Here is a 19,908-nt window from a genome sequence, read left to right as displayed (position 1 = left end):
AGGTCACGCTCGACCAGATCCTGGTGGGGGACCAGTTGCGCGTGCGGCCAGGCGAGAAGGCGCCGGTCGATGGCGAAGTCGTGGACGGCCGGGCCTCGATCGACGAGTCCATGGTCACCGGGGAGTCCATGCCGGTGACCAAGGAGGCCGGCGACAAGGTGGTGGGCGGCTCCATCAACAGGACCGGCTCGTTCGTGATGCGCGCCGAGAAGGTCGGCGCCGACACCCTGCTCTCGCAGATCGTGCACATGGTGGCCCAGGCGCAACGCTCGCGCGCGCCCATCCAGCGGATGGCCGACCAAGTATCGGGCTGGTTCGTTCCGATCGTGATCCTCGTCGCCGTGCTGGCGTTCGTGAGCTGGGCCGTCTTCGGCCCCGAGCCGCGGTTCGCCTTCGGCCTCGTGGCGGCCGTTTCGGTCCTGATCATCGCCTGCCCCTGCGCCCTGGGCCTGGCGACGCCGATTTCGATCATGGTGGGCGTGGGCCGCGGCGCAGGGGCCGGCGTGCTGATCAAGAACGCCGAGGCCCTGGAGCGGTTCGAGAAGATCGACACCCTGGTGGTCGACAAGACCGGAACCCTTACCGAGGGACGGCCGGCGGTGACGGCCATCGCGCCGGCCCCGGGATGGGACGAGGCGGATGTGGTTCGACTGGCCGCCAGCCTCGAGCGCGGCAGCGAGCATCCCCTGGCCGACGCCATCCTCCGCGCCGCGGCCGATCGCGGGCTCAGGCTGTCGGAGCCGACAGGCTTCGATTCGCCCGTGGGCAGGGGCGTCCTGGGGTCGGTCGACGGCCGGCGCCTGGCGCTCGGATCGGACAAGTTCCTGAAGGAACAAGGGGTCGACACCGGCGGCCTCGAGGCTGAGGCCGAGTCGCTGCGCGCTGACGGCGCGACGGCGATCTTCATGGCGGCGGACGGCCAGGCCGCGGCGGTGTTCGCCATCGCGGACCCGATCAAGCCCACCACGCCGGAGGCCGTGCGCCTCCTGAAGGCTGACGGCGTGCGGCTCGTCATGATGACCGGCGACAACCGGACGACGGCGCTGGCCGTGGCGCGCAAGCTCGGCATCGACGAGGTGGAGGCGGAGGTCCTGCCCCAGGACAAGGCCGCGGTGGTGCAGAAGTTCCGGGCCGAAGGCCGCAAGGTGGCCATGGCGGGCGACGGCGTGAACGACGCCCCGGCGCTGGCCGCCGCCGAAGTGGGGATCGCCATGGGCGCCGGGTCCGACGTGGCCATCGAAAGCGCCGGAGTGACCCTGCTGAAGGGCGACCTAAAGGGGATCGTCAAGGCGCGGCGGCTGTCCCGCGCAGTGATGCGCAACATCCGCCAGAACCTGTTCTTCGCCTTCATCTATAACGCCGCCGGCGTGCCGGTGGCGGCGGGCGTGCTCTATCCCGCCTTCGGCTGGCTGCTCTCCCCGGCGATCGCGGCGGCGGCCATGGCGCTGTCGAGCGTCAGCGTCGTCACCAACGCTTTGCGTCTGAGGGACGTTAAGCTCTAGCGGGGTCGGCTGAGGCGGCGGGACCGGCCGCGAAGATCGCCGACCTAACGCCGCCCTGTCGGTCCGGACAACACGGATATGCGCCACCCAAGTCGAGGCGATCGTGCTCGCCCCGAAATTTGGTAGGCCGGGTGAGGTTCGAACTCACGACCATTCGATTAAAAGTCGAATGCTCTACCACTGAGCTACCGGCCCCCGACGCGGGCGTCTGGTTCGGACGTCCGGGCGAAGCGGGCGGAACCTAGAGGGCGGCGAGCGAAAGTCAAACCGGGTTTCGCGGCAAACGCTTAACAGCGCCAGCGACGAGCGTATTGTGTCGACATGCGCACGAGCCCCTTCCGCCTGATCGTCGCCATCATCGCAGTCGCCAGCCTGGCCGGGGGCGCGGCGGCCCAGACCCGGCCCGCCGCCAAGGCGGCTCCAAAGCGCGCGGTGACTGCCCCACTTCCGCCGCCGCCGCCCCCGCCCGATCCCGCCAACAGGGTGAAGACCTCCGACGATCTGAAGCGCGGGAGCGTCGAGGGGGCCGCCACGGCGCCGCTGCGCGACCTCAACATGGTGCGGGCCAAGATTCCGGAGGTGCTGCTGCAGGCGTTGGACGACCCGTATGCCCGGCCGCCGCGCAGCTTCAAGTGTTCCGCCCTCGCCGCGCTGATCCGGCCCCTCGATGAGGCCCTGGGTCCCGACCTCGACCGCGTCCCGGTGGGCGACGAAAACCTGATGGATCGCGGCAAGTCCACAGCCCTGGGCGCGGCCGCCGACCTGGCGTCGGACGCGATTCCCTTCCGTGGCTTCGTGCGCAAGCTCTCCGGCGCCGAGGCCCACGACAAGCTCGTGCAGTCCGCCATCGTCGCCGGCAACGTTCGGCGCGCCTACCTCAAGGGTTTGGGTGAGTCCAAGGGATGCCTCCCACCGGCCACGCCGTCGCACGAGCGGGCCGCGACGAAGCAGGCTACGGCGGCCAAACGCCCGCCGGCCAAGAGCGGGCTTACGCCGAAATATCCGATCCGCTGACGCGCTGGCGCGCGGCGAAGGCCGCTCTGAATGCGCCCAGGGTCCCGCCTGCGATCGCAGCCCGCATCTGGCTCATCAGCGCCTGGAAGAAGGCCAGGTTGTGCCACGACAGCAGGACCTGGCCCAGGATCTCGTCAGACTTCACCAGATGGTGGAGGTAGGCCTTGGCGTAGTCCCGGCTGGCGGGCACGTCGCTGGCCGCGTCGAGCGGGGAATCGTCCTCGGCGAACCGGGCGTTCTTCAGATTGATCGGGCCGTCCCAGGTCCAGGCCTGGCCGTGGCGACCGGAGCGTGTGGGCAGGACGCAGTCGAACATGTCGACGCCGCGGTAGACGGCTTCCACGATGTCGATCGGCTTGCCGACCCCCATCAGGTAGCGGGGCCGCTCGGCCGGAAGCATGTCTGGCGCGAAGTCCAGCGCCTCGCACATGGCCTGGTGCCCCTCGCCCACGGCCAGGCCCCCGATGGCGTAGCCGTCGAAGCGGATCTCCTGCAGCCTCTCGGCGGACTCCCGGCGCAGGACCGGGTCGAGACCGCCCTGTTGGATGCCGAACAGGTTCTGCACATCCCGTTCGCCGAACGCGTTCTTTGAACGTTGTCCCCAGCGCGCAGAACGCCGCATCGCCTCGGCGGCCCGCTCCGGTGTGGCCGGAAGCGCCACCAGTTCATCCAGCTGCATCACGATGTCGGACCCCAGCAGATCGGCCTGGATCTCCATCGATCGCTCCGGCGAGAGCGCGTGGCGGCTGCCGTCGATGTGGCTCTGGAAGGTCACCGCCTCTTCCGTGACTTTGGAGATCTTGCCCAGAGACATGACCTGGAAGCCGCCGGAGTCGGTCAGGATCGGCTTCTCCCAGCGCATGAAGCGGTGCAGGCCGCCCATCCGCTTCACCCGTTCGGCCGTCGGGCGGAGCATGAGGTGATAGGTGTTGCCCAGGATGATATCCGCGCCGGTGGCGGCCACCTGATCCACCGTCAGCGCCTTCACCGTCCCGGCGGTCCCTACAGGCATGAAGGCCGGCGTGCGGATGTCCCCGCGGGGCGTGGAGAGCACGCCGGTGCGGGCCTTGCCGTCGGTGGCGGCGATGGCGAACGGGAAGCCGGCCATCAGGCCGCTCGCCAGAGCAGGCTGGAGTCGCCGTAGGAATAGAAGCGATAGCCCGTCGCGATGGCGTGGGCATAGGCGGCGCGCATCGTGTCGAGCCCTGCGAAGGCCGAGACCAGCATGAACAGCGTCGATTTCGGCAGGTGGAAGTTGGTCATCAGTCCGTCGGCCGCCCGAAAGCGGTACCCGGGGGTGATGAAGATGGCCGTCTCGGCGGCGAACGGCCGGATCGTCCCATCGGGATCGGCGGCGCTCTCCAGAAGGCGCAGCGAGGTGGTGCCGACGCAGACGATCCGGCCGCCGGCGGCGCGCGCGGCGTTCAGGCGCCCGGCGGTGGCGGCGTCGATCTCGCCCCACTCGGCATGCATCTTGTGTTCGGAGAGGTCTTCGGTCTTCACGGGCAGGAAGGTCCCGGCCCCCACATGCAGGGTCACGCGCTCGAACCCCACGCCCAGGGTCTCAAGCCGCGCCAGCAGCTCGGGCGTGAAGTGCAGGCCGGCGGTGGGCGCGGCCACCGAACCGTCCTCAGCGGCATAGACCGTCTGGTAGTCGGCCCGATCCTGCTCGTCCTCGCCGCGCTTCGCCGCGATGTAGGGCGGCAGCGGCATCATCCCGCGTTCGGCGATCGCGGCCATCAGGTCGGGGCCGGACAGGTCGAAGGCCAAGGTGACTTCGCCGCCCTCCCCCTTCGCCTGCACCGTGGCGTCGAGGTTCCCGAGGAAGCAGGCGCGGTCGTCGGCCTCCCCGAAGCGCAGCCGGTCGCCGGGCGCAAGCTTCTTCCCCGGCCGCATGAAGGCGGTCCAGACATGGCCGGACTTCGGCTGGTGCAGGGTCGCCTCGACGGCGATGCGGCTGTCGCCGCGCACACGGACGCCCTTGAGCCGCGCCGGGATCACGCGGGTGTCGTTGACCACCAGGACGTCGCCGGCCCGGAGCAGGTCCGGCAGGTCCCGGACCTGGAGGTCGTGGAACGCCTCTCCCGGTTGGACCAGCAGCAGGCGCGCCGAATCCCGAGGACTGGCGGGTCGCAGGGCGATCCGGTCCTCCGGCAGGTCGAAATCGAAGTCGGCAAGCTGCATGAAGGGCGGGTGAAGCGCATGCGCGGGCGCGCGCGTCAAGATCGGCGCGGCGTCAGCCCCTCCCGCGCCTTGGCCAGGGACGCCTCCAAACGCGCTCGCGTCTTGGCATGGCGGGCCTCCAGGTCGGCGACCTCCCGGGCATAGGCCTCATCCGCTTCTGCGAGCTTGGCCTCAAGGTCCGCCACCTTCTTCAGCGCCGCCTTGGAGGGCCCCGCGGGCTTCGGCGGCTTCGCAGGCTTGAGTTTCTCCAGCGTGGCGCGCGACCCCGCCGCCCGGCGCAGAACCTGGCCAGGCTGGGCGGTCGCGGCCTTCACGAGGGCCGCCTCGTCGGTCTCGTGGGCGAGGCCCGTCTTGAACAGATCCTGATGACTGCCCCAGGCCTCCAGCGCCTTCGGCCTGGAGGTGGTCGCCACGACGTAGTCGGTCAGACCGTCCGACGTGACGAACACCTTCAGGCGCGCGGCCATGGGCTTTTAGGCGTCCGCGGCGACCTTGGCCGAGACGATCTTGCCCGGGTTGCGCGGCGGCTCGCCCTTCGGCAGCGAGTCCACGTGCTCCATGCCCTCGGTCACCTCGCCCCAGACGGTGTACTGGCCGTCGAGGAAACGGGCGTCATCGAAGCAGATGAAGAACTGGCTGTTGGCCGAGTTCGGGTTGGCGGTGCGGGCCATGGAGCAGACGCCGCGCACGTGCGGCTCCTTGGAGAACTCGGCCGGCAGGTTCGGCTTGTTCGAGCCGCTGGTGCCCGTGCCGGTCGGATCTCCGCCCTGGGCCATGAAGCCCGGGATCACGCGGTGGAAGACCACGCCGTCGTAGAAGCCTTCGCGGGCCAGTTCCTTGATGCGGGCCACGTGCTGGGGCGCGAGATCCGGCCGCAGCTTGATCGTCACGGGGCCGGTTTCCAGCTCCAGCAGAAGGGTGTTTTCGGCGTCCATCATTTCACCTCGACAGGGATGTTCACGTCACAGGCCGTGAAGTTTGCGCCGCCCGCGGCCTTTGCCCGGGCGATCTCGGCCTTGAACCACGGTCCGGCCGGATCGATCACGCGGATCTTCGGCCGGTCTTTCTCAGGCATATCGCTCAGCAGGCGCAGGCGTTCCATGCGGTCCTGCGGTTCCGGCACGGGCTCGCCGACCTTGATGGCGCGCACCACGTCCAGCCCCGAGATCACGCGGCCCCAGGCGGTATAGCGCCGCTCCAGCATCGGATAGTGCGCGCGCATCAGGAAGAACTGGCTGTTGGCCGAATCCTCGGCCTCGCCACGCGCCGCGCCGCCTACGCCGGGGCAGAACAGCCCGTAGCCGGAGATCTTCCCGTCGCGGGTGAGTGGAGCCAGCATCATCGACTGGGTGGTCACAGGCAGCGACTTGATGAACCCCACCTCCGCCACGCTCTGGTCGGCCACCAGGGCGAAGGGCGTCTCGGGCCCGCGGCGGAACTGGAACTCGGCCTTCACGTCCGGCTTGGTCGAGCCGCCGGTGCCGCGGTTCTCCGGGTCGCCCGTCTGGGCCATGAAGTCCTCGATGACCCGGAAGAAGGTGTGGCCGTCGTAGAAGTGCTCGCGGGCGAGCTCGCGGAGGCGCGTGGTCCACAGCGGAGCGACCTCGGGGACCAGCTCGACGATGATTCGGCCCTTGTTGGTGTCGATCACCAGCACGTCGTCGGGATTGGGCGTGCGCCAGTCGGCGGCGGTCGGCGCCGCGGGCGCGGCCGGCTGTGGCGCGGCCGGGGCCTTCTGAGCATATGCCGTGGTCGCGAGGGCCGCGAACGCCGCGGCGAGCAGGACGGACTTGAACGTCATGGCGCTCTCGTAGCGAGGTCGCCGCCGGTCCGCCAGCGATTAGGCGCGGCCCACCTTTTCCATCAGCCGCTCCTTGACGGAGGGGCTGACGAACTTGGTCACCTCCCCGCCCAGCACCGCGATCTCCTTGACGAGCTTGGAGGCGATGGCCTGGTGGCGGGGATCGGCCATGAAGAACACGGTCTCGATCTCGCGGTCGAGCTGCTGGTTCATGGCGGTCATCTGGAACTCGAACTCGAAGTCGGCCACGGCGCGCAGGCCGCGCACGATGACACTGGCGCCGACCTCGCGGGCGAAGTGCATGGTCAGGCCCTCGAAGGGCTGGACCACGATCTCGCACTGATTGCGCAGGGGATCGACGGCCTCCTCGACGATCGCGACCCGCTCGTCGAGCGAGAAGAGCGGACCCTTGCCGGCGTTGATGGCGACGCCGATGACCAGCTTGTCCACCAGTTTGGCGGCGCGGCCCATGATGTCGGTGTGCCCGTTATGGATGGGATCGAACGTACCCGGATAGAGTCCGACGCGGGTCATGCGGTTCAGGATCCCCCCAACTCGACCTCCGCCCTTTCGCCGCCGAGCGCGCGGATGGCAAGCGGAAATCGACCTGCCGCAGGGTGAGGGCCAGACATGCGAAACCCTGGATAGTGATCCAGGGTTTCGCGCGCAGGACTATTCCTGTCCGGTCTCCGGCGCGGCGGCGCCGTCATCGCCGGCGTCGGGGGCCGCGACCTCGACATCGTCCTCGCCCTGGTCCGCAAGACGCTCGACCGAGACCACATGCTCGGAGGCGCTGGTCCGGAAGATCGTGACGCCCTGGGTGTTGCGGCCCGCCAGCCGGACCTGACCCACCCGGGTGCGGATGAGCTGGCCCTGATCCGTGACCAGCAGGATCTCGTCGGCCTCGTCCACCGGGAACGACGCGGCCAGGCGACCGCCGCGCTTGGTGAGATCCTGGGCCAGCAGGCCCTGGCCGCCCCGGCCGGTGCGCCGGAACTCGTAGGCCGAAGTCCGCTTGCCGAAGCCTTCGGTGGAGACGGTCAGGATGATCTCCTCGGCCGCGCCCAGTTCGGCGATGCGGTCGGGGCTCAGGCTGACCTGGTCCTCGCCGCCTTCGGCGTCGTCCTCCTCGACCGTGGCCGTGTCGTCGCCGTCCTCCCCATCCGTCGCCGCCCGCATGAGCTTGGCGTGCTTGAGGTAGGCCGCGCGCTCGGCCGGCGTGGCCGGCACGGCGCGCAGGATGGCCATGGAGATGACGCTGTCGCCCTCGGCCAGACGGATCCCGCGCACGCCGGTGGAGTCGCGGCCGGCGAAGACCCGGACCTCTTCCGTGGCGAAGCGGATGCAGCGGCCCAGCGCCGTGGTAAGCAGAATATCGTTCTGCTCGGCGTTGCAGACGCCGACGCCGATGATCTGGTCGCCCTCGTCCAGCTTCATGGCGATCTTGCCGTTACGCTTGATGCCGATGAAGTCGCTGAGCTTGTTGCGGCGGACGTTCCCCGACCGGGTCGCGAACATCACGTCGTACTGATCCCACGTCGCCTCGTCTTCGGGCAGCGGCAGGATCGAAGTGATGCTCTCGCCCGGCTCGATGGGCAGTAGGTTGACGAACGCCTTGCCGCGGGAGGTGGGCGTGCCCACGGGCAGGCGCCACACCTTGAGCTGGTAGGCCTTGCCGCCCGACGAGAAGAACAGCATCGGCGTGTGGGTGTTGGCGGAGAACACCCGGGTGACGGCGTCCTCCTCCTTGGTCGCCATGCCCGAGCGCCCCTTCCCGCCCCGGTGCTGGGTCCGGTAGAGGCTGAGCGGCGTGCGCTTCACATAGCCGCCGTGGGTCACGGTGATGACCATGTCCTCGCGGGCGATCAGATCCTCGTCCTCGACATCGGCGTCGCCGTCGATGATCTCGGTTCGGCGCGGCACGGCGAAGGCGTCCCTCACCGCCACCAGCTCCTCGCGGACGATGCCCATGATCTTCTCGCGCGAGGCCAGGATCTCGAGGTGTCCTCGGATCATCTCGGCCAGCTCGCGCGCCTCGCCGAAGATCTCGTCGCGGCCCAGGCCGGTCAGGCGCGACAGGGTCAGCGCCAGGATGGCGCGGGCCTGCTCGTCGGTGAGCCGGATCTCGTTGCCGCCGATGACGAGCGTACGCGGGTCGGCGATCAGCTCGACCAGCGGCAGCATGTCGCCCGCCGGCCAGTCCCGGGCCACCAGACGCTCGCGCGCCTCGGTCGGATCCTTGGACGAGCGGATGATGTGGATGAACTCGTCGATATTGGCCACGGCGATGGCGAGGCCCACCAAGACGTGGCCGCGGTCGCGGGCCTTGGACAGCTCGAACTTGGTGCGGCGGACCACCACCTCTTCGCGGAACTCCACGAAGGCGGTGATCATCTCGCGCAGGCCCATCTGCTCGGGCCGGCCGCGGTTCAGCGCCAGCATGTTGACCCCGAACGAGGTCTGCAGCGGCGTGAAGCGGTAGAGCTGGTTCAGCAGGACGTCGGCCGAGGCGTCGCGCTTCATCTCGATGACGATGCGCATGCCCTGGCGGTCGCTCTCGTCGCGCAGGTCGGCTACCCCCTCGACCCGTTTCTCGCGCACCAGCTCGGCGATGCGCTCGACCAGCGCAGCCTTGTTCACCTGGTACGGAATCGCCGTGATGATGATGGCTTCCCGGTCTTTTCGAATCTCTTCGACAGACGCGATGCCGCGCATGATCACCGAACCGCGGCCGGTCATGAGCGCCGTGCGGGGGCCGGTGCGGCCCACGATCTGACCGCCCGTGGGGAAGTCGGGGCCCGGGACGATGTCGAGCAGCGCGTCCAGGCCGATTTCGGGATCGTCGATATAGGCGAGGCAGGCGTCGACCACTTCGCCCAGGTTGTGCGGCGGGATGTTGGTCGCCATGCCCACCGCGATGCCGCCGGCGCCGTTCACCAGCAGGTTCGGGATGCGCGACGGCAGGACAACCGGCTCCTGTTCGGAGCCGTCGTAGTTGTCCTTGAAGTCGACCGTGTCCTTGTCGAGGTCGGCCAGGATGGCCATGGCGGCCCGCGTCATGCGGCTTTCGGTGTAGCGCATGGCCGCCGGCGGATCGTTGTCCACCGAGCCGAAGTTCCCCTGGCCATCGATCAGCAGCAGGCTCATCGAGAACGGCTGCGCCAGGCGCACCAAGGTGTCGTAGATCGCGACGTCGCCGTGCGGGTGATACTTACCCATCACGTCACCGACGACGCGGGCCGACTTCACATAGCTGCGGTCAGGCGTGTGCCCCTGCTCGCCCATGGAAAACAGGATCCGCCGGTGCACGGGCTTCAGACCGTCGCGCACGTCCGGCAGGGCGCGGCTGACGATCACGCTCATGGCGTAGTCGAGGTACGAGCGCTTCAGCTCGTCTTCGATGGCGATAGGGGCGATGCCCCCCGGGCCGTGTTCGGGCGGGGTTGAGGTGCTGTCGTCGGTCAAGGGAGGGAAAAACCGTTCGAATCGGACTGGTTAGATAGGGGCTCCAGTTAGCACCCCCAAGCGCCGGACGCCACTTCACGCGCACGCATGTGCGTACACGCGCGTACGCGAGGGCTAAGGCCTAGGCTGATGACCTCGGCCGTTCGAGGCTTTAGGCTGGCCGCATGCCGCTCGCCTTTGGCCAGAATGCGCCGTGGTTCACCGCCCCGACGCCCTCCAACCCGGAATTCGCCTTCGACACGACCGCCGGACGCTATGTGCTGGTGCTGTTTCTGCCGGGTGAACCCGAACCCCGGCTGATGGCGCTCCGGGCGCTTGCGGCGAACCAGCGTCTGTTCGACGAGGTGAAGGCCTGCGCCCTGGTGGTGTACCGCGATCCCGCCATGGCGGCCGGCCTGCGGGACACGCGCGGCCTGCGCTGGATGCTGGACGCGGACGGATCGATCACCCGCCACTATGGCCCCCAGCCGCACTGGCTGCTGCTCGACCCGACGCTGCGGGTCATGGCCACGGCGCCCGTGGAGGCGGCCGAGGCGATGCTGGCCCGCGTCGCCGCCCTGCCCGCCCCCGCCGACCATGCCGGAACGCTCCTGCACGCGCCGGTCCTGATCGTGCCGCGCGTCCTCGAGCCCGAGCTTTGCGAGGCTCTGATCGAGATGCACCAGGCGGACGGCGGGGAATTCACCGGGGTCATGCGCGACGTCGACGGCCGCACCGTGCCGGTCATGGACGAGCTGAAGAAGCGGCGCGACCTCTGGATCCGCAATCCCGAGCTGCAGGCCGCCCTTCGCGAGCGGCTGGAGCGGCGCCTTTACCCGATGATCCTCCGAGGGCTCGGGTTCACGGTGACGGAGATCGAGCGCTACCTCGTAAGCTGCTACGACGCCGGCGACGGCGGCGTGTTCCACCCCCATCGCGACAACACCACCCGCGGCACCGCCCACCGCAAGTTCGCCTGCTCCATCAACCTGAACGACGGCTTCGAAGGCGGCGACCTGCGCTTCCTCGAATACGGCTCCGCCACCTATCGTCCGCCGCCCGGCGGCGCCGTGGTCTTCTCCTGCGCCATGATGCACGAGGCGCGGCCGGTCACCGCCGGGCGCCGCTACGCCTTCCTGCCCTTCTTCTACGACCCGGCGGGGGCGGCCACCTTGCGCGCCTACCAGGCCGAGGTGGCGCGCGCCGAAGGCGCCGCCATATGAGCGGTCGTTGGGCCTTGCCGCCCCTCAGCATCGGCGACATGGCGCCGCAGTTCGCCGCGGTCAGCCGCGCCAACCCGGCCTTCCACTTCAGCACGGTCGCCGGGCGGCACGTGCTGCTGGCCTTCATGCCCCGCGATCCCGCGGCCCGCGCCGCCGCCATCGCCGCCGTGGAGCCTCTCACGCCGCGCTTCGAGGGGCGCTTCCTGGCCGCCTTCTTCGTGGCGCGCGAGCCCGAGAGCGACGCGATCCCGCCGGACCATGCGCCGGGTCAGCGCTGGTTCTTCGATCCCGACGACCGGATCGCGCCGCTCTTCCATCTGGATCCGGAGGAAAGCGCGTGGCTGCTGCTGGATCCGGCCAGCCGCCTGGTGGCCCGGGCGCCCATCGACCGCCCCGAGGCGGTGTTCGACCCCATCGTCGCGGGCCTGCCGCCGCTCGACGCTTACGCCGGAACCCCGCTCGTCGCCCCGGTCCTGATCGTGCCGCGGGTCTTCGAGCCGGAGTTCTGCCGTCGGCTGATCGATCTCTACGAGTCGCGCGGGGGCGAGCCTTCCGGCGTCATGCGGGACGTGGACGGGCGCACCGTCGGGGTCATGGACGGCATGAAGAAGCGCCGCGACGTCAACCTCAAGGACGACGCAGACCTGCGGGCCGAGATCATCGCGGGCATCCAGCGCGCCATTACGCCCATGGTCCGCCGCACCTTCCAGTTCCACGCCACCCGCATCGAGCGCTACATCGTGTCCTGCTACGACGCGGAGGAAGGCGGTTATTTCCACGCGCACCGCGACAATCAGAGCCTCGCCACGGCGCACCGCCGCTTTGCCTGCTCGATCAACCTCAACGCCGGCGAATACGAGGGCGGGGACCTGCGCTTTCCCGAGTTCGGGGGCCGGACGTACCGTCCGCCCACCGGCGGGGCGGTCGTGTTCAATTGCAACCTCCTGCACGAGGCCACGCCGGTCACCCGCGGCCGCCGCTACGCCTTCCTGCCCTTTCTCTACGACGAAGAGGGCCAGCGCATCCGCGAGCGGAACCTGGCGTTGATGGAATCCCGTACGCCCCAGCCCGCCGACGCGCGCTAAGCCCTGGTTCATCCGGCGCCGGTCACCCTGGCGCCGAAATCAGCCGTAGAGTCCGCCGCCACATGAAAGCCGCCCCCGCCCTTCTGATCGCCCTCGCCGCGCTGGCGCCGGCCGGCGCGGTCCAGGCCGCCACGACGATCCTGCCCGGCTACTGGGAGTCCACCAACCGGCTGCTGTCGCCCATCAAGCAGAGCAAGACCGAGAAGCGCTGCATCACCCCGGCCGATGTGGACAAGTTCCTGGCCGGCCCGTCGAACCGCCACTACGCCTGCACCTACCCGACCAAGGTGTTCTCGGGCGGGCGGATCACCCTCAAGGGGACCTGCGTCAGCAAGAAGGGGCGTAAGGTCGCGGTCCAGGGCTCCGGCTCGTACACCCCGACCAGCTTCAACCTCACCGCCGAGATCGCCACCGAGTTCCTGGGCCTGGACATCGCCGGCAAGGCTTCCACCGAAGCCCGCCGGATCGCCGACGCCTGCCCGCCGCCCGAGCCCACCCCCCCGGCGGCGGCGAACTAGGCTCAGTTCAGGGCGTCGAACAGGACGAGGGCCACCACCGCCGGCGCCACGAAGCGCACCAGGAACAGCCAGACCCGGCGCCCCATGGGCGTGTCGAACTCGCTCTGCGGAAGCGCCAGGGGGGCCACCCACCCGACGAAGATCGCGATGCCGACGCCGACCAGCGGCAGGCCGACCTCGGCGGTCAGCAGGTTCAGGCTGTCGAACAGGTTGAGTCCCAGGCCCGGGACCCGCACTCCGGCCCAGAGGTTGAACGAGAACACCGACGCCAGCCCCAGCGCCCAGGCCCCGCCGGCGATGGCCCAGGTCCGCCGCGTGCGGGCCGGGCCGGGGCCGCCTGCGCCGGTGGCGGCCACCAAGGGCTCCAGCACCGACACCGCGGACGCCAACGCCGCGATGACCAGCAGGGCGAAGAAGGCGAAAGCCACGAGCGCGCCGCCCGGCATGCCGGCGAAGGCCACCGGCAAGGTCACGAACACCAGACCCGGCCCCTCCGCGGGATCCAGTCCGTAGGCGAAGACGATCGGGAAGATGGCGAAGCCGGCCGCCAGGGAGCAGACTGTGTCGGCGCCGGCCACCCAGGCCGCCGTCTTCGGGATCGACTCCCCGGACGCCAGATAGCCGCCATAGGCGATCATCGCCCCCATGCCCAACGACAGGGTGAAGAACGCATGGCCCGCGGCGGAGAGCGTGGCCGCCGGCGTCAGGGCCGCGAAGTCCGGCGCGAACAGGAACCTGACCGTCCGAGCGACGTCGCCGACGGCCGCCGCATAGAGCGCCAGACCCAGCAGCAGCACGGCGAAGATCGGCATCAGCCAGCGGACGGCGCGCTCGATCCCCGCGCTGACGCCCGGAACGACGATCATGGCGGTCGCCGCGATGAACAGGCTGTGCCAGCCGATCATCTGCGCCGGATCGGCCAGAAGGGCGTCGAACGCCGCCCCGCTCGCCTCGGCCGTCATCCCCGCCAGCCCGCCGACGGAAGCGCGCACCGCATAGGCCAGCGCCCAGCCGGCGACCACGCTGTAGAAGGACAGGATCACGAAGGCGGCGACGATGCTCAGCCAGCCGAGCACGTTCCAGCGCGTGCCCAGGCGCCCGGCGGCGATGCCCAGGCTACGGATCACAGTCGGACCGCCCCGTCGGCCCAGCGCCAGCTCCGCCGTCATCAGGGGGACCCCGACAGCGGCGACGAAAGCGAGGTAGACGAGCACGAAGGCCCCGCCGCCGTTCGCCCCCACGATGTAGGGGAACTTCCAGATGCTGCCGAGGCCGACGGCGGATCCCACCGCCGCCGCTATGAAGGCGACGCCGGAGGACCACTGCCCGACTCCCTCCGCCGCGCGCCCGCGATTCCGCTCGCCGCCCGCGGCGGCCTGCACCGTGCTCATGATCGCCGTCCTCAGGTCCGCGCGTCCGCCGCCAGGGGCTTGGCCATGGTCAGGCCGGGAAACGGCACCCCGCCCAGGTCGAACGTCACTTCGCCGACCGGCGCATAGCCGCGGGCGGCGTAGAACGGCTCCGAGCCGCGCATGGCGTGCAGGCGTGCGTGGCGCGCGCCGACCTTCGCAGCGTCGCGTTCGACCCAGTCCAGCAGGCGGCCCGCCAGCCCCCGCCGGGTCCAGCCGTTGCGGACATAGACCGAACGCAGCTCGACCACGTCGCGGGCGCGGGTGCGCTGCCATCCGGCGCTCGCGACGAGGCAGTCGCCGTCGGCCAGGACCCATAGACGCGCCCGGCTGAGGACATCGCGGACCGCCGCCTTTGCATCGCGAAGGAAGGCGTCGACCTGCTCGCCGCTGTAGTGGACGCCGGCCACATGAACGACCGAGTTCGACTGGAGCGCCTGCAAGGCCGGCTGGTCGGCGCATGTCGCGCGCCGAAGATCAAGATCCCTCATCTATCTCGCCCTGGTTTGTAGGGAAGCCGCAACCTCCGCGGCTGCGGGCGGCTCTTTTGGCGAGACAACAAGACTGTTACGAGCGAATAGATCTGAAATCGTACTTCAACAGATTTGAATCATGTTCGAGCCCGATCTGCTCCGCACCTTCGTCGCCATCGTCGAGTCCGGCAGTTTCACCGCCGCGGCCAAAATCGTCGGGCGCACGCCGTCCGCCGTCAGCATGCAGATGCACCGTCTGGAGGCGGCGGCCGGCCATCGGCTTCTCCAGCGCAGCGCCCAGGGCGTGCAGCTGACGGCCAGCGGCGAGGTGCTGCTGATGCATGCGCGCGAGATCCTCGAAGCCCACGACGCGGCCTTCGACGCCATGATGAGCGAGCGCGCGCCGAGTTCGCTGGCCGTGGGCCTGCCGGACACCTACCTGCCGACCGTGCTTGCGCCGCTGATGGGCGAGCTGATGGCGCGCTTCCCCGACACCAACCTGCGCATCGTCACCGAGGGCTCGCGCCTGCTCCTTCGCCGGCTGGAGGAAGGCGCGGTTGACCTGGCGCTGGTCACCGAGTTCCAGCTCGGCGGGGACGCGCGGGGGGAAATGGTCCACCTCGAGCGCGGCCTGTGGGCGTGCGCGGCAACGTGCCCGGCGCTGGAGCTCACGCCTCTCCCGGTCGCCCTCATGGTGGAAGGAAGCGTCTACCGGCGGCTGGCCCAGGAACTTCTGCGCCAGGCCGCCCGACCCTACCGGATCGCGCTGTCCGCCAACAACGAGCGAGCGGTCCGGGCGGCCGTCATGTCCGGGGCGGTGGTCGCGCCGCTGCCGGAGTCGCGCGCCTTCCCCGGGATGCGGGAGCTGACGGAGGCGGACGGCTTCCTGCCCCTGCCGCCGCTCCGGGTCCGGCTGCGGCGGGGACGGCGGCGACTGCCGCCGGCCGGCGAGTGGCTGGCCGAGCGGTGGGTGGAGCGGGGCAAGGCCTGGGCCGCGGCTTGACTCGCCGCCCGGCCGCGCGTTGCTCACGCCCAAGATGACCGACACCATCACCTATGCCGGCTACCTGGGCCTCGACCGGCTGCTCACCGCCCAGCACCCCACCACCGACCGCCACGACGAGATGCTCTTCATCGTCATCCACCAGACGAAGGAGCTGTGGCTGAAGGAGATCATCCACGAGGTGCGGCTGGCCAAGCGCCTGATCCGCTCGCAGGAGGTGGAGCCGGCCTACAAGGCCCTGGCCCGGGTCTCGCGGATCCAGACGATCATGACCCTGTCGTGGGACGTCCTGGCCACCATGACCCCGTCCGACTACCTCAGCTTCCGGGCCGGGCTCGGGACCAGTTCGGGCTTCCAGTCCTGGCAGTTCCGGACGCTTGAGTACCTCCTCGGCCTCAAGGACGCCTCGTTCCTGGCGTTCCAGGACGAGGGCAGCGAGGCGCTGACGACCCTGAAGGCCGCGCTCGAGGCGCCCAGCCTCTACGACGACGCCATTCATCGCCTTGCGGCCCACGGCCTGGAGGTCCCCGCCGAGGTGCTGGAGCGCGACGTGACCCAGCCCTACGCGCCCCATCCCGCCGTGGAAGACGCCTGGCTGGCGGTCTATCGCGACACCCGGCGCTATTGGGAGCTCTATCAGCTGGCCGAGAAGCTGGTGGACCTCGACGACGCCCTGCTGACCTGGCGCCACAAGCACGTGCTCACCGTCGAGCGGATCATCGGGGGCAAGCGCGGCACTGGCGGCAGCGAGGGCGCGCCCTACCTCCAGCGCACGTTGCAGCGCCGCTGTTTCCCCGAGCTCTGGTCGCTGCGGACACGGCTCTAGGCGCGTTCGACAAGCCTTAATCGAATCCGCCAACCCTGGTCTCGCATCCCTGGAGGGCGACGCCCGTGACCCGCGACCTTTCCCAAGCCGGGCGCCGGAGGGCGGCCGATCTCCTTCGCCGCGCCGTCGACGCCGACCGCAGGAAGGACTTCGCCCTGGCCGCCAGGCTCGCCGCGGAGGCCGCGGGGGCCGACGCCGCGAACGGCCAGGCCTGGCGCCTGCTCGCGGTCTTCCAGGAAAAGCTCGGGGACTATGCCGCCGCCCTGGACGCCTACGAAAACGCCCTGGCGATCGCGCCGAACGAGGCTGGCCTCGCCCGCGACATCGCCCGCCTGGCCAGCCTCCTGCGCCTGCCGCAACTCGCGGAGAGGTTCCTGTTGCGCGCCCGCCAGCAGGACCCGGCCTCGGTGGAGATCGTCAACGACCTGGCCTACGCCTATTGCGAGCAGTCCCGCTTCCCCGAGGCGATCGACCTGCTTCGCGGCGCCATCACCGCCAATCCGGCGTCGGCTCTGCTGTGGAACACCCTGGGGTGCGTGATCTTCGAGTCCGGGCAGGCGGGCCAGTCGCTGGTCTTCTTCGACGAGGCGATCCGGCTGCAGGGCGATCTGCACACGGCCCACTTCAACCGGGCCAACGCCCGACGCGCCGTCGCCGACTTCCGGGGCGCCCTCGACGACTGCGAACGGGCGATCGCCCTCGGCGCCGACAGCCTCGCCCAGGGGGCCATGTACCGGTACGCCAGGTCCAATCTGCTGCTGGCCGCGGGCGACATCGGCACCGGCTGGGACGCCTACGCCGTCCGGAACCAGGAGGCCTATCCGGACTATGTGCATCACCTCTTCGCCGCGCCGGCCTGGACACCGGGGGAGCCTCTGGCCGGGCGGCGGGTCCTGGTGGTCGGGGAACAGGGGCTGGGCGATGAAATCCTCTTCGCGAACGTCCTCACCGACGTGGCGCGCGAGATCGGCGAGGCGGGCCGGTTGTTGATCGCCGTGGAACCCCGGCTGGTCACGCTCTTCCAGCGTTCCTTCGAGGCGGCCCAGGTGGTGGCGCACGACACCCGCCGAGAGGGCGGCCGGACCATCCGGGACGCGCCGGACCTGTCGCCGGACGCCTACGAGACCTGGGTCCGCATGGGCGACTTCCTCTGCAGCCATCGACGCGAGCTGGATGACTTCCCGAAACGGACGGGCGGCTTCCTTAAGGCGGATCCCCGGCGCATCGACCATTGGAAAGCCGAGCTCGCGGGCGCCGGGCCCGGGCCGAAGGTGGGCGTGATCTGGCGGAGCCTGGTGATGACCTCGCAGCGCCAGAAATTCTATCCGCCGCTCGACCTCTGGGAGCCGGTGTTCAGCGCCCCCGGCGTGACCTTCATCAACCTGCAGATCGGCGACTGCAAGGACGAGTTGCGCGTCATCGCCGAGACCCTGCACGGCGACATCCGCGCCCTCCCCGGCCTGGATCTGCGCACGGACCTCGACGAGTTGGCCGCGCTATGCAGGGCGCTGGACCTGGTGATCGGACCGGCCACCGCCACGACCAACGTCGCCGCCGCCGTCGGCGCGCCGACCTGGCTGATCACCACGCCCGACGCCTGGCCACGGCTCGGCTCTGGCGGCTATCCCTGGTATCCCCAGGCCCGGGTCTTCGCCGGTGAGCAATCGTACGACTGGGCGACCGTGATGGCCGACGTCGGCGCGGCGCTGCGCACCGAATTCCCGCCCCCGCAAACGAAGAAGGCGGCCAGCTCCACGAGGACCTGACCGCCGTTCTGATCCCAAGGGGAGCTGCGCTCTAAAACGGAATCTCGTCGTCCAGGTTGGCGGAGAAGTCTTCGCGGGGGGCGGAGCTGGACGGCCGCGGGCCGGAGGAGAAGCCGCCGCCGTAGCCGCCGCCTTCGCCCTGTTCGGCGTCGCCGCCGCGGCCGTCCAGCATGGTCAGTTCGCCACGGAACTTCTGCAGCACCACCTCGGTGGAAAACTTCTCCTGGCCGGATTGGTCGGCCCATTTGCGGGTCTGCAGGCTACCCTCGATGTAGACCTTGGCGCCCTTGCGCAGATAGTTCTCGGCCACCTTCACGAGGTTCTCGTTGAAGATCACCACCCGGTGCCACTCGGTCTTTTCCTTGCGCTCGCCGGAATTGCGGTCGCGCCAGGTTTCCGACGTGGCGACGCGAAGGTTGGCGACCCGGTCGCCCGAGCCCAGCGAGCGGATCTCGGGGTCGGCGCCCAGATTGCCCACCAGGATGACTTTGTTGACGCTGCCCGCCATGTCGATGTGTTCCTTGGTTTCCGTAGAAGGCGGGCCGGTGCCCGTCGTTGAGCGCGCCAGAAAGGTTCGCAGCGGGCGACGCTAGCGCGTCACGGAAACGGCATCAACCCGAATGTTCCGCTTACGTTCCTGCCCCGCGGAACCCGTCCACAGCAGATTGGCCCCGGTCAGGGCGTTTGCGGCATCGCGCCCGGGATCGCCAGCCGGCCATCGCCCGTCCGCACCAGGGCGACGTAGCGCGGTCCCTCCAGCGAGGTGGAGGTCATCACGCCCTCCTTCACCAGGAACAGGAAATTCGCCTGGTAGGCGCCATAGATCTCCTGCTGGTTGCCGCCCAGGGTCAGGAACTTGATCCGCATGGCCTCGAGATTGGCCGCGCACTGCTCTAGGCTCGCTGCCTGGACCAGCTTGTTGTACTTCAGCGAGCCGTCCTTCTGCGGGACAACGTGGTAACAGATCCCGGCGTCGCCCGGCGGTGTGGTCTTCTTCGCGCAGGCGGAGAGCGCCAGGGCGGCGACGGCGAGGACGAGCAGCGGTTTCGCGGACATGGCCGCGAACCTACCCCACCGGCGGCAGACTGCAATCCGGAGCCTGGGGCGCCAGGGTGCGGAAGGCGCGGTTGTCGTCCGAGATCTCGACCTTCCCCGCGACCAGACGCAGGGTCTGGGTCCCGAACCGCCCATAGGTCGCCCCGCCCGGCCGCTCGCAGCGGCCCGCGAACAGCGTCTGGACGCAGGCGTTGAGATCGCCGTCCTCCGACACGCGCCGCCAGCGCCCTCCCCCGTGACGCCAGCAGGTTCCGGCCGCCGTAGCCTGAACGTCGGGACCTTGCGCCTCCGCCGGCGGCAGCGAGGACTCCTCGGTGTCGGACGGCGCCACCTCCTCCGCCGGGGGCAACGGGATGAGCTGGGCGCCCGCCTGTTGCGCCGCGGCCAGGGCGCCCGTCTCATCCAGGCCCACGTCCAGGGCGTCTGTGGCCACGCCGTTGCGGCGGGCGCAATCGGTCAGGCTGAGTTCGCCGACGAACTGGCCCTGGACGAAACAGCGCAGCGGCTTGCCCGGATCGATCCGGTTGTCTTCCGCTCCGCTGGAATCGATCACCAGCCCGCCCTCCGACGCGGGCGGGGCCGGGGTGGGCCCGCGTCGGAGGGC

The 19,908-nt window shown here is 69.9% G+C and carries 20 protein-coding genes and 1 tRNA gene; 8 read left to right on the top strand and 13 right to left on the bottom strand.

What is annotated here, in order from left to right; all coding sequences use genetic code 11:
- Nucleotides 1-1,502: copper-translocating P-type ATPase (locus AX721_RS24730; RefSeq protein WP_082769887.1), on the top strand; the 1,502-nt coding region annotated here is incomplete at its 5' end.
- Between the two features lie 120 nt (nt 1,503-1,622).
- Here AX721_RS24730 and AX721_RS24725 read toward each other — a convergent pair.
- Nucleotides 1,623-1,697 (bottom strand) — tRNA-Lys (locus tag AX721_RS24725).
- A gap of 126 nt (nt 1,698-1,823) precedes the next feature.
- Here AX721_RS24725 and AX721_RS24720 point away from each other — a divergent pair.
- Nucleotides 1,824-2,516, top strand: a complete 693-nt coding sequence (locus tag AX721_RS24720) for a hypothetical protein (RefSeq protein WP_197422710.1) — start codon at nt 1,824-1,826, stop codon at nt 2,514-2,516.
- On the opposite strand, the gene tgt is transcribed toward AX721_RS24720, so the two are convergent.
- The 7 genes from tgt to gyrA all read right to left on the bottom strand — a co-directional run bounded on the left by tgt (nt 2,491) and on the right by gyrA (nt 9,966).
- Complete coding sequence (gene tgt / locus AX721_RS24715; protein WP_068878624.1) at nt 2,491-3,624, bottom strand: tRNA guanosine(34) transglycosylase Tgt; 1,134 nt, start codon at nt 3,622-3,624, stop codon at nt 2,491-2,493. The two genes, AX721_RS24720 and tgt, sit on opposite strands and share 26 nt — an antisense overlap.
- Nucleotides 3,624-4,700 (bottom strand): tRNA preQ1(34) S-adenosylmethionine ribosyltransferase-isomerase QueA, encoded by a 1,077-nt coding sequence (gene queA / locus AX721_RS24710; RefSeq protein ID WP_068878626.1) that lies wholly within the window; start codon nt 4,698-4,700, stop codon nt 3,624-3,626. Before queA ends, tgt begins: the two co-directional genes overlap by 1 nt.
- 35 nt (nt 4,701-4,735) lie before the next feature.
- Nucleotides 4,736-5,167 (bottom strand): hypothetical protein, encoded by a 432-nt coding sequence (locus AX721_RS24705; protein WP_068878623.1) that lies wholly within the window; start codon nt 5,165-5,167, stop codon nt 4,736-4,738.
- 6 nt (nt 5,168-5,173) lie between these two features.
- A complete protein-coding gene (locus AX721_RS24700; RefSeq protein WP_068878622.1) occupies nt 5,174-5,638 on the bottom strand; it encodes a peptidylprolyl isomerase in 465 nt (154 codons plus the stop codon).
- Entirely contained in the window at nt 5,635-6,501 is an 867-nt protein-coding gene (locus tag AX721_RS24695) for a peptidylprolyl isomerase (RefSeq protein ID WP_068878621.1), read from the bottom strand. The genes AX721_RS24700 and AX721_RS24695 overlap by 4 nt, the downstream gene beginning before the upstream one ends.
- Nucleotides 6,502-6,540: 39 nt before the next feature.
- Nucleotides 6,541-7,035, bottom strand: a complete 495-nt coding sequence (gene coaD, locus AX721_RS24690) for a pantetheine-phosphate adenylyltransferase (RefSeq protein ID WP_068878620.1) — start codon at nt 7,033-7,035, stop codon at nt 6,541-6,543.
- Between the two features lie 138 nt (nt 7,036-7,173).
- On the bottom strand, nt 7,174-9,966 hold the full coding sequence (gene gyrA / locus AX721_RS24685) for a DNA gyrase subunit A (RefSeq protein ID WP_068878619.1): 2,793 nt from the start codon (nt 9,964-9,966) through the stop codon (nt 7,174-7,176).
- Nucleotides 9,967-10,130: 164 nt separating this feature from the next.
- Between gyrA and AX721_RS24680 the strand changes: the two genes are divergently transcribed.
- From AX721_RS24680 to AX721_RS24670, 3 genes are all read left to right on the top strand, one after another.
- Nucleotides 10,131-11,168, top strand: a complete 1,038-nt coding sequence (locus tag AX721_RS24680) for a 2OG-Fe(II) oxygenase (RefSeq protein WP_068878618.1) — start codon at nt 10,131-10,133, stop codon at nt 11,166-11,168.
- A complete protein-coding gene (locus AX721_RS24675) occupies nt 11,165-12,253 on the top strand; it encodes a 2OG-Fe(II) oxygenase (RefSeq protein ID WP_068878617.1) in 1,089 nt (362 codons plus the stop codon). Before AX721_RS24680 ends, AX721_RS24675 begins: the two co-directional genes overlap by 4 nt.
- A 62-nt stretch (nt 12,254-12,315) precedes the next feature.
- Nucleotides 12,316-12,771, top strand: a complete 456-nt coding sequence (locus AX721_RS24670) for a DUF3617 family protein (protein ID WP_068878616.1) — start codon at nt 12,316-12,318, stop codon at nt 12,769-12,771.
- A gap of 2 nt (nt 12,772-12,773) precedes the next feature.
- Here AX721_RS24670 and AX721_RS24665 read toward each other — a convergent pair whose 3' ends face one another.
- Entirely contained in the window at nt 12,774-14,162 is a 1,389-nt protein-coding gene (locus AX721_RS24665) for a sodium-dependent transporter (RefSeq protein WP_082765675.1), read from the bottom strand.
- Between the two features lie 11 nt (nt 14,163-14,173).
- Nucleotides 14,174-14,671 (bottom strand): GNAT family N-acetyltransferase, encoded by a 498-nt coding sequence (locus tag AX721_RS24660; RefSeq protein WP_082765676.1) that lies wholly within the window; start codon nt 14,669-14,671, stop codon nt 14,174-14,176.
- Nucleotides 14,672-14,792: 121 nt separating this feature from the next.
- Between AX721_RS24660 and AX721_RS24655 the strand changes: the two genes are divergently transcribed.
- From AX721_RS24655 to AX721_RS24645, 3 genes are all read left to right on the top strand, one after another.
- Nucleotides 14,793-15,656 carry a LysR family transcriptional regulator gene (locus AX721_RS24655; RefSeq protein ID WP_068878614.1) on the top strand — a complete coding sequence of 288 codons (864 nt, stop codon included), beginning with the start codon at nt 14,793-14,795 and terminating at the stop codon, nt 15,654-15,656.
- Between the two features lie 34 nt (nt 15,657-15,690).
- Nucleotides 15,691-16,482 carry a tryptophan 2,3-dioxygenase gene (locus AX721_RS24650; RefSeq protein ID WP_068878613.1) on the top strand — a complete coding sequence of 264 codons (792 nt, stop codon included), beginning with the start codon at nt 15,691-15,693 and terminating at the stop codon, nt 16,480-16,482.
- 65 nt (nt 16,483-16,547) lie between these two features.
- Nucleotides 16,548-18,248, top strand: coding sequence for a tetratricopeptide repeat protein (locus AX721_RS24645; RefSeq protein WP_068878612.1), 1,701 nt, complete (start codon nt 16,548-16,550; stop codon nt 18,246-18,248).
- 31 nt (nt 18,249-18,279) lie between these two features.
- Here the strand turns inward: AX721_RS24645 and ssb are convergent, their stop codons facing one another.
- The 3 genes from ssb to AX721_RS24630 all read right to left on the bottom strand — a co-directional run.
- Nucleotides 18,280-18,756 carry a single-stranded DNA-binding protein gene (ssb, locus tag AX721_RS24640; RefSeq protein WP_068878611.1) on the bottom strand — a complete coding sequence of 159 codons (477 nt, stop codon included), beginning with the start codon at nt 18,754-18,756 and terminating at the stop codon, nt 18,280-18,282.
- A gap of 167 nt (nt 18,757-18,923) precedes the next feature.
- Nucleotides 18,924-19,304 carry a hypothetical protein gene (locus AX721_RS24635; protein ID WP_068878610.1) on the bottom strand — a complete coding sequence of 127 codons (381 nt, stop codon included), beginning with the start codon at nt 19,302-19,304 and terminating at the stop codon, nt 18,924-18,926.
- A gap of 10 nt (nt 19,305-19,314) precedes the next feature.
- On the bottom strand, nt 19,315-19,908 hold a 594-nt coding region (locus tag AX721_RS24630; protein WP_068878609.1), incomplete at its 5' end, for a hypothetical protein.

Source organism: Phenylobacterium sp. CCH9-H3 (genome assembly GCF_001557235.1).
Classification (GTDB): domain Bacteria; phylum Pseudomonadota; class Alphaproteobacteria; order Caulobacterales; family Caulobacteraceae; genus Phenylobacterium.
Note: the sequence above shows the minus strand (reverse complement) of the source record. Positions and strands in the feature narration are given on the sequence as shown.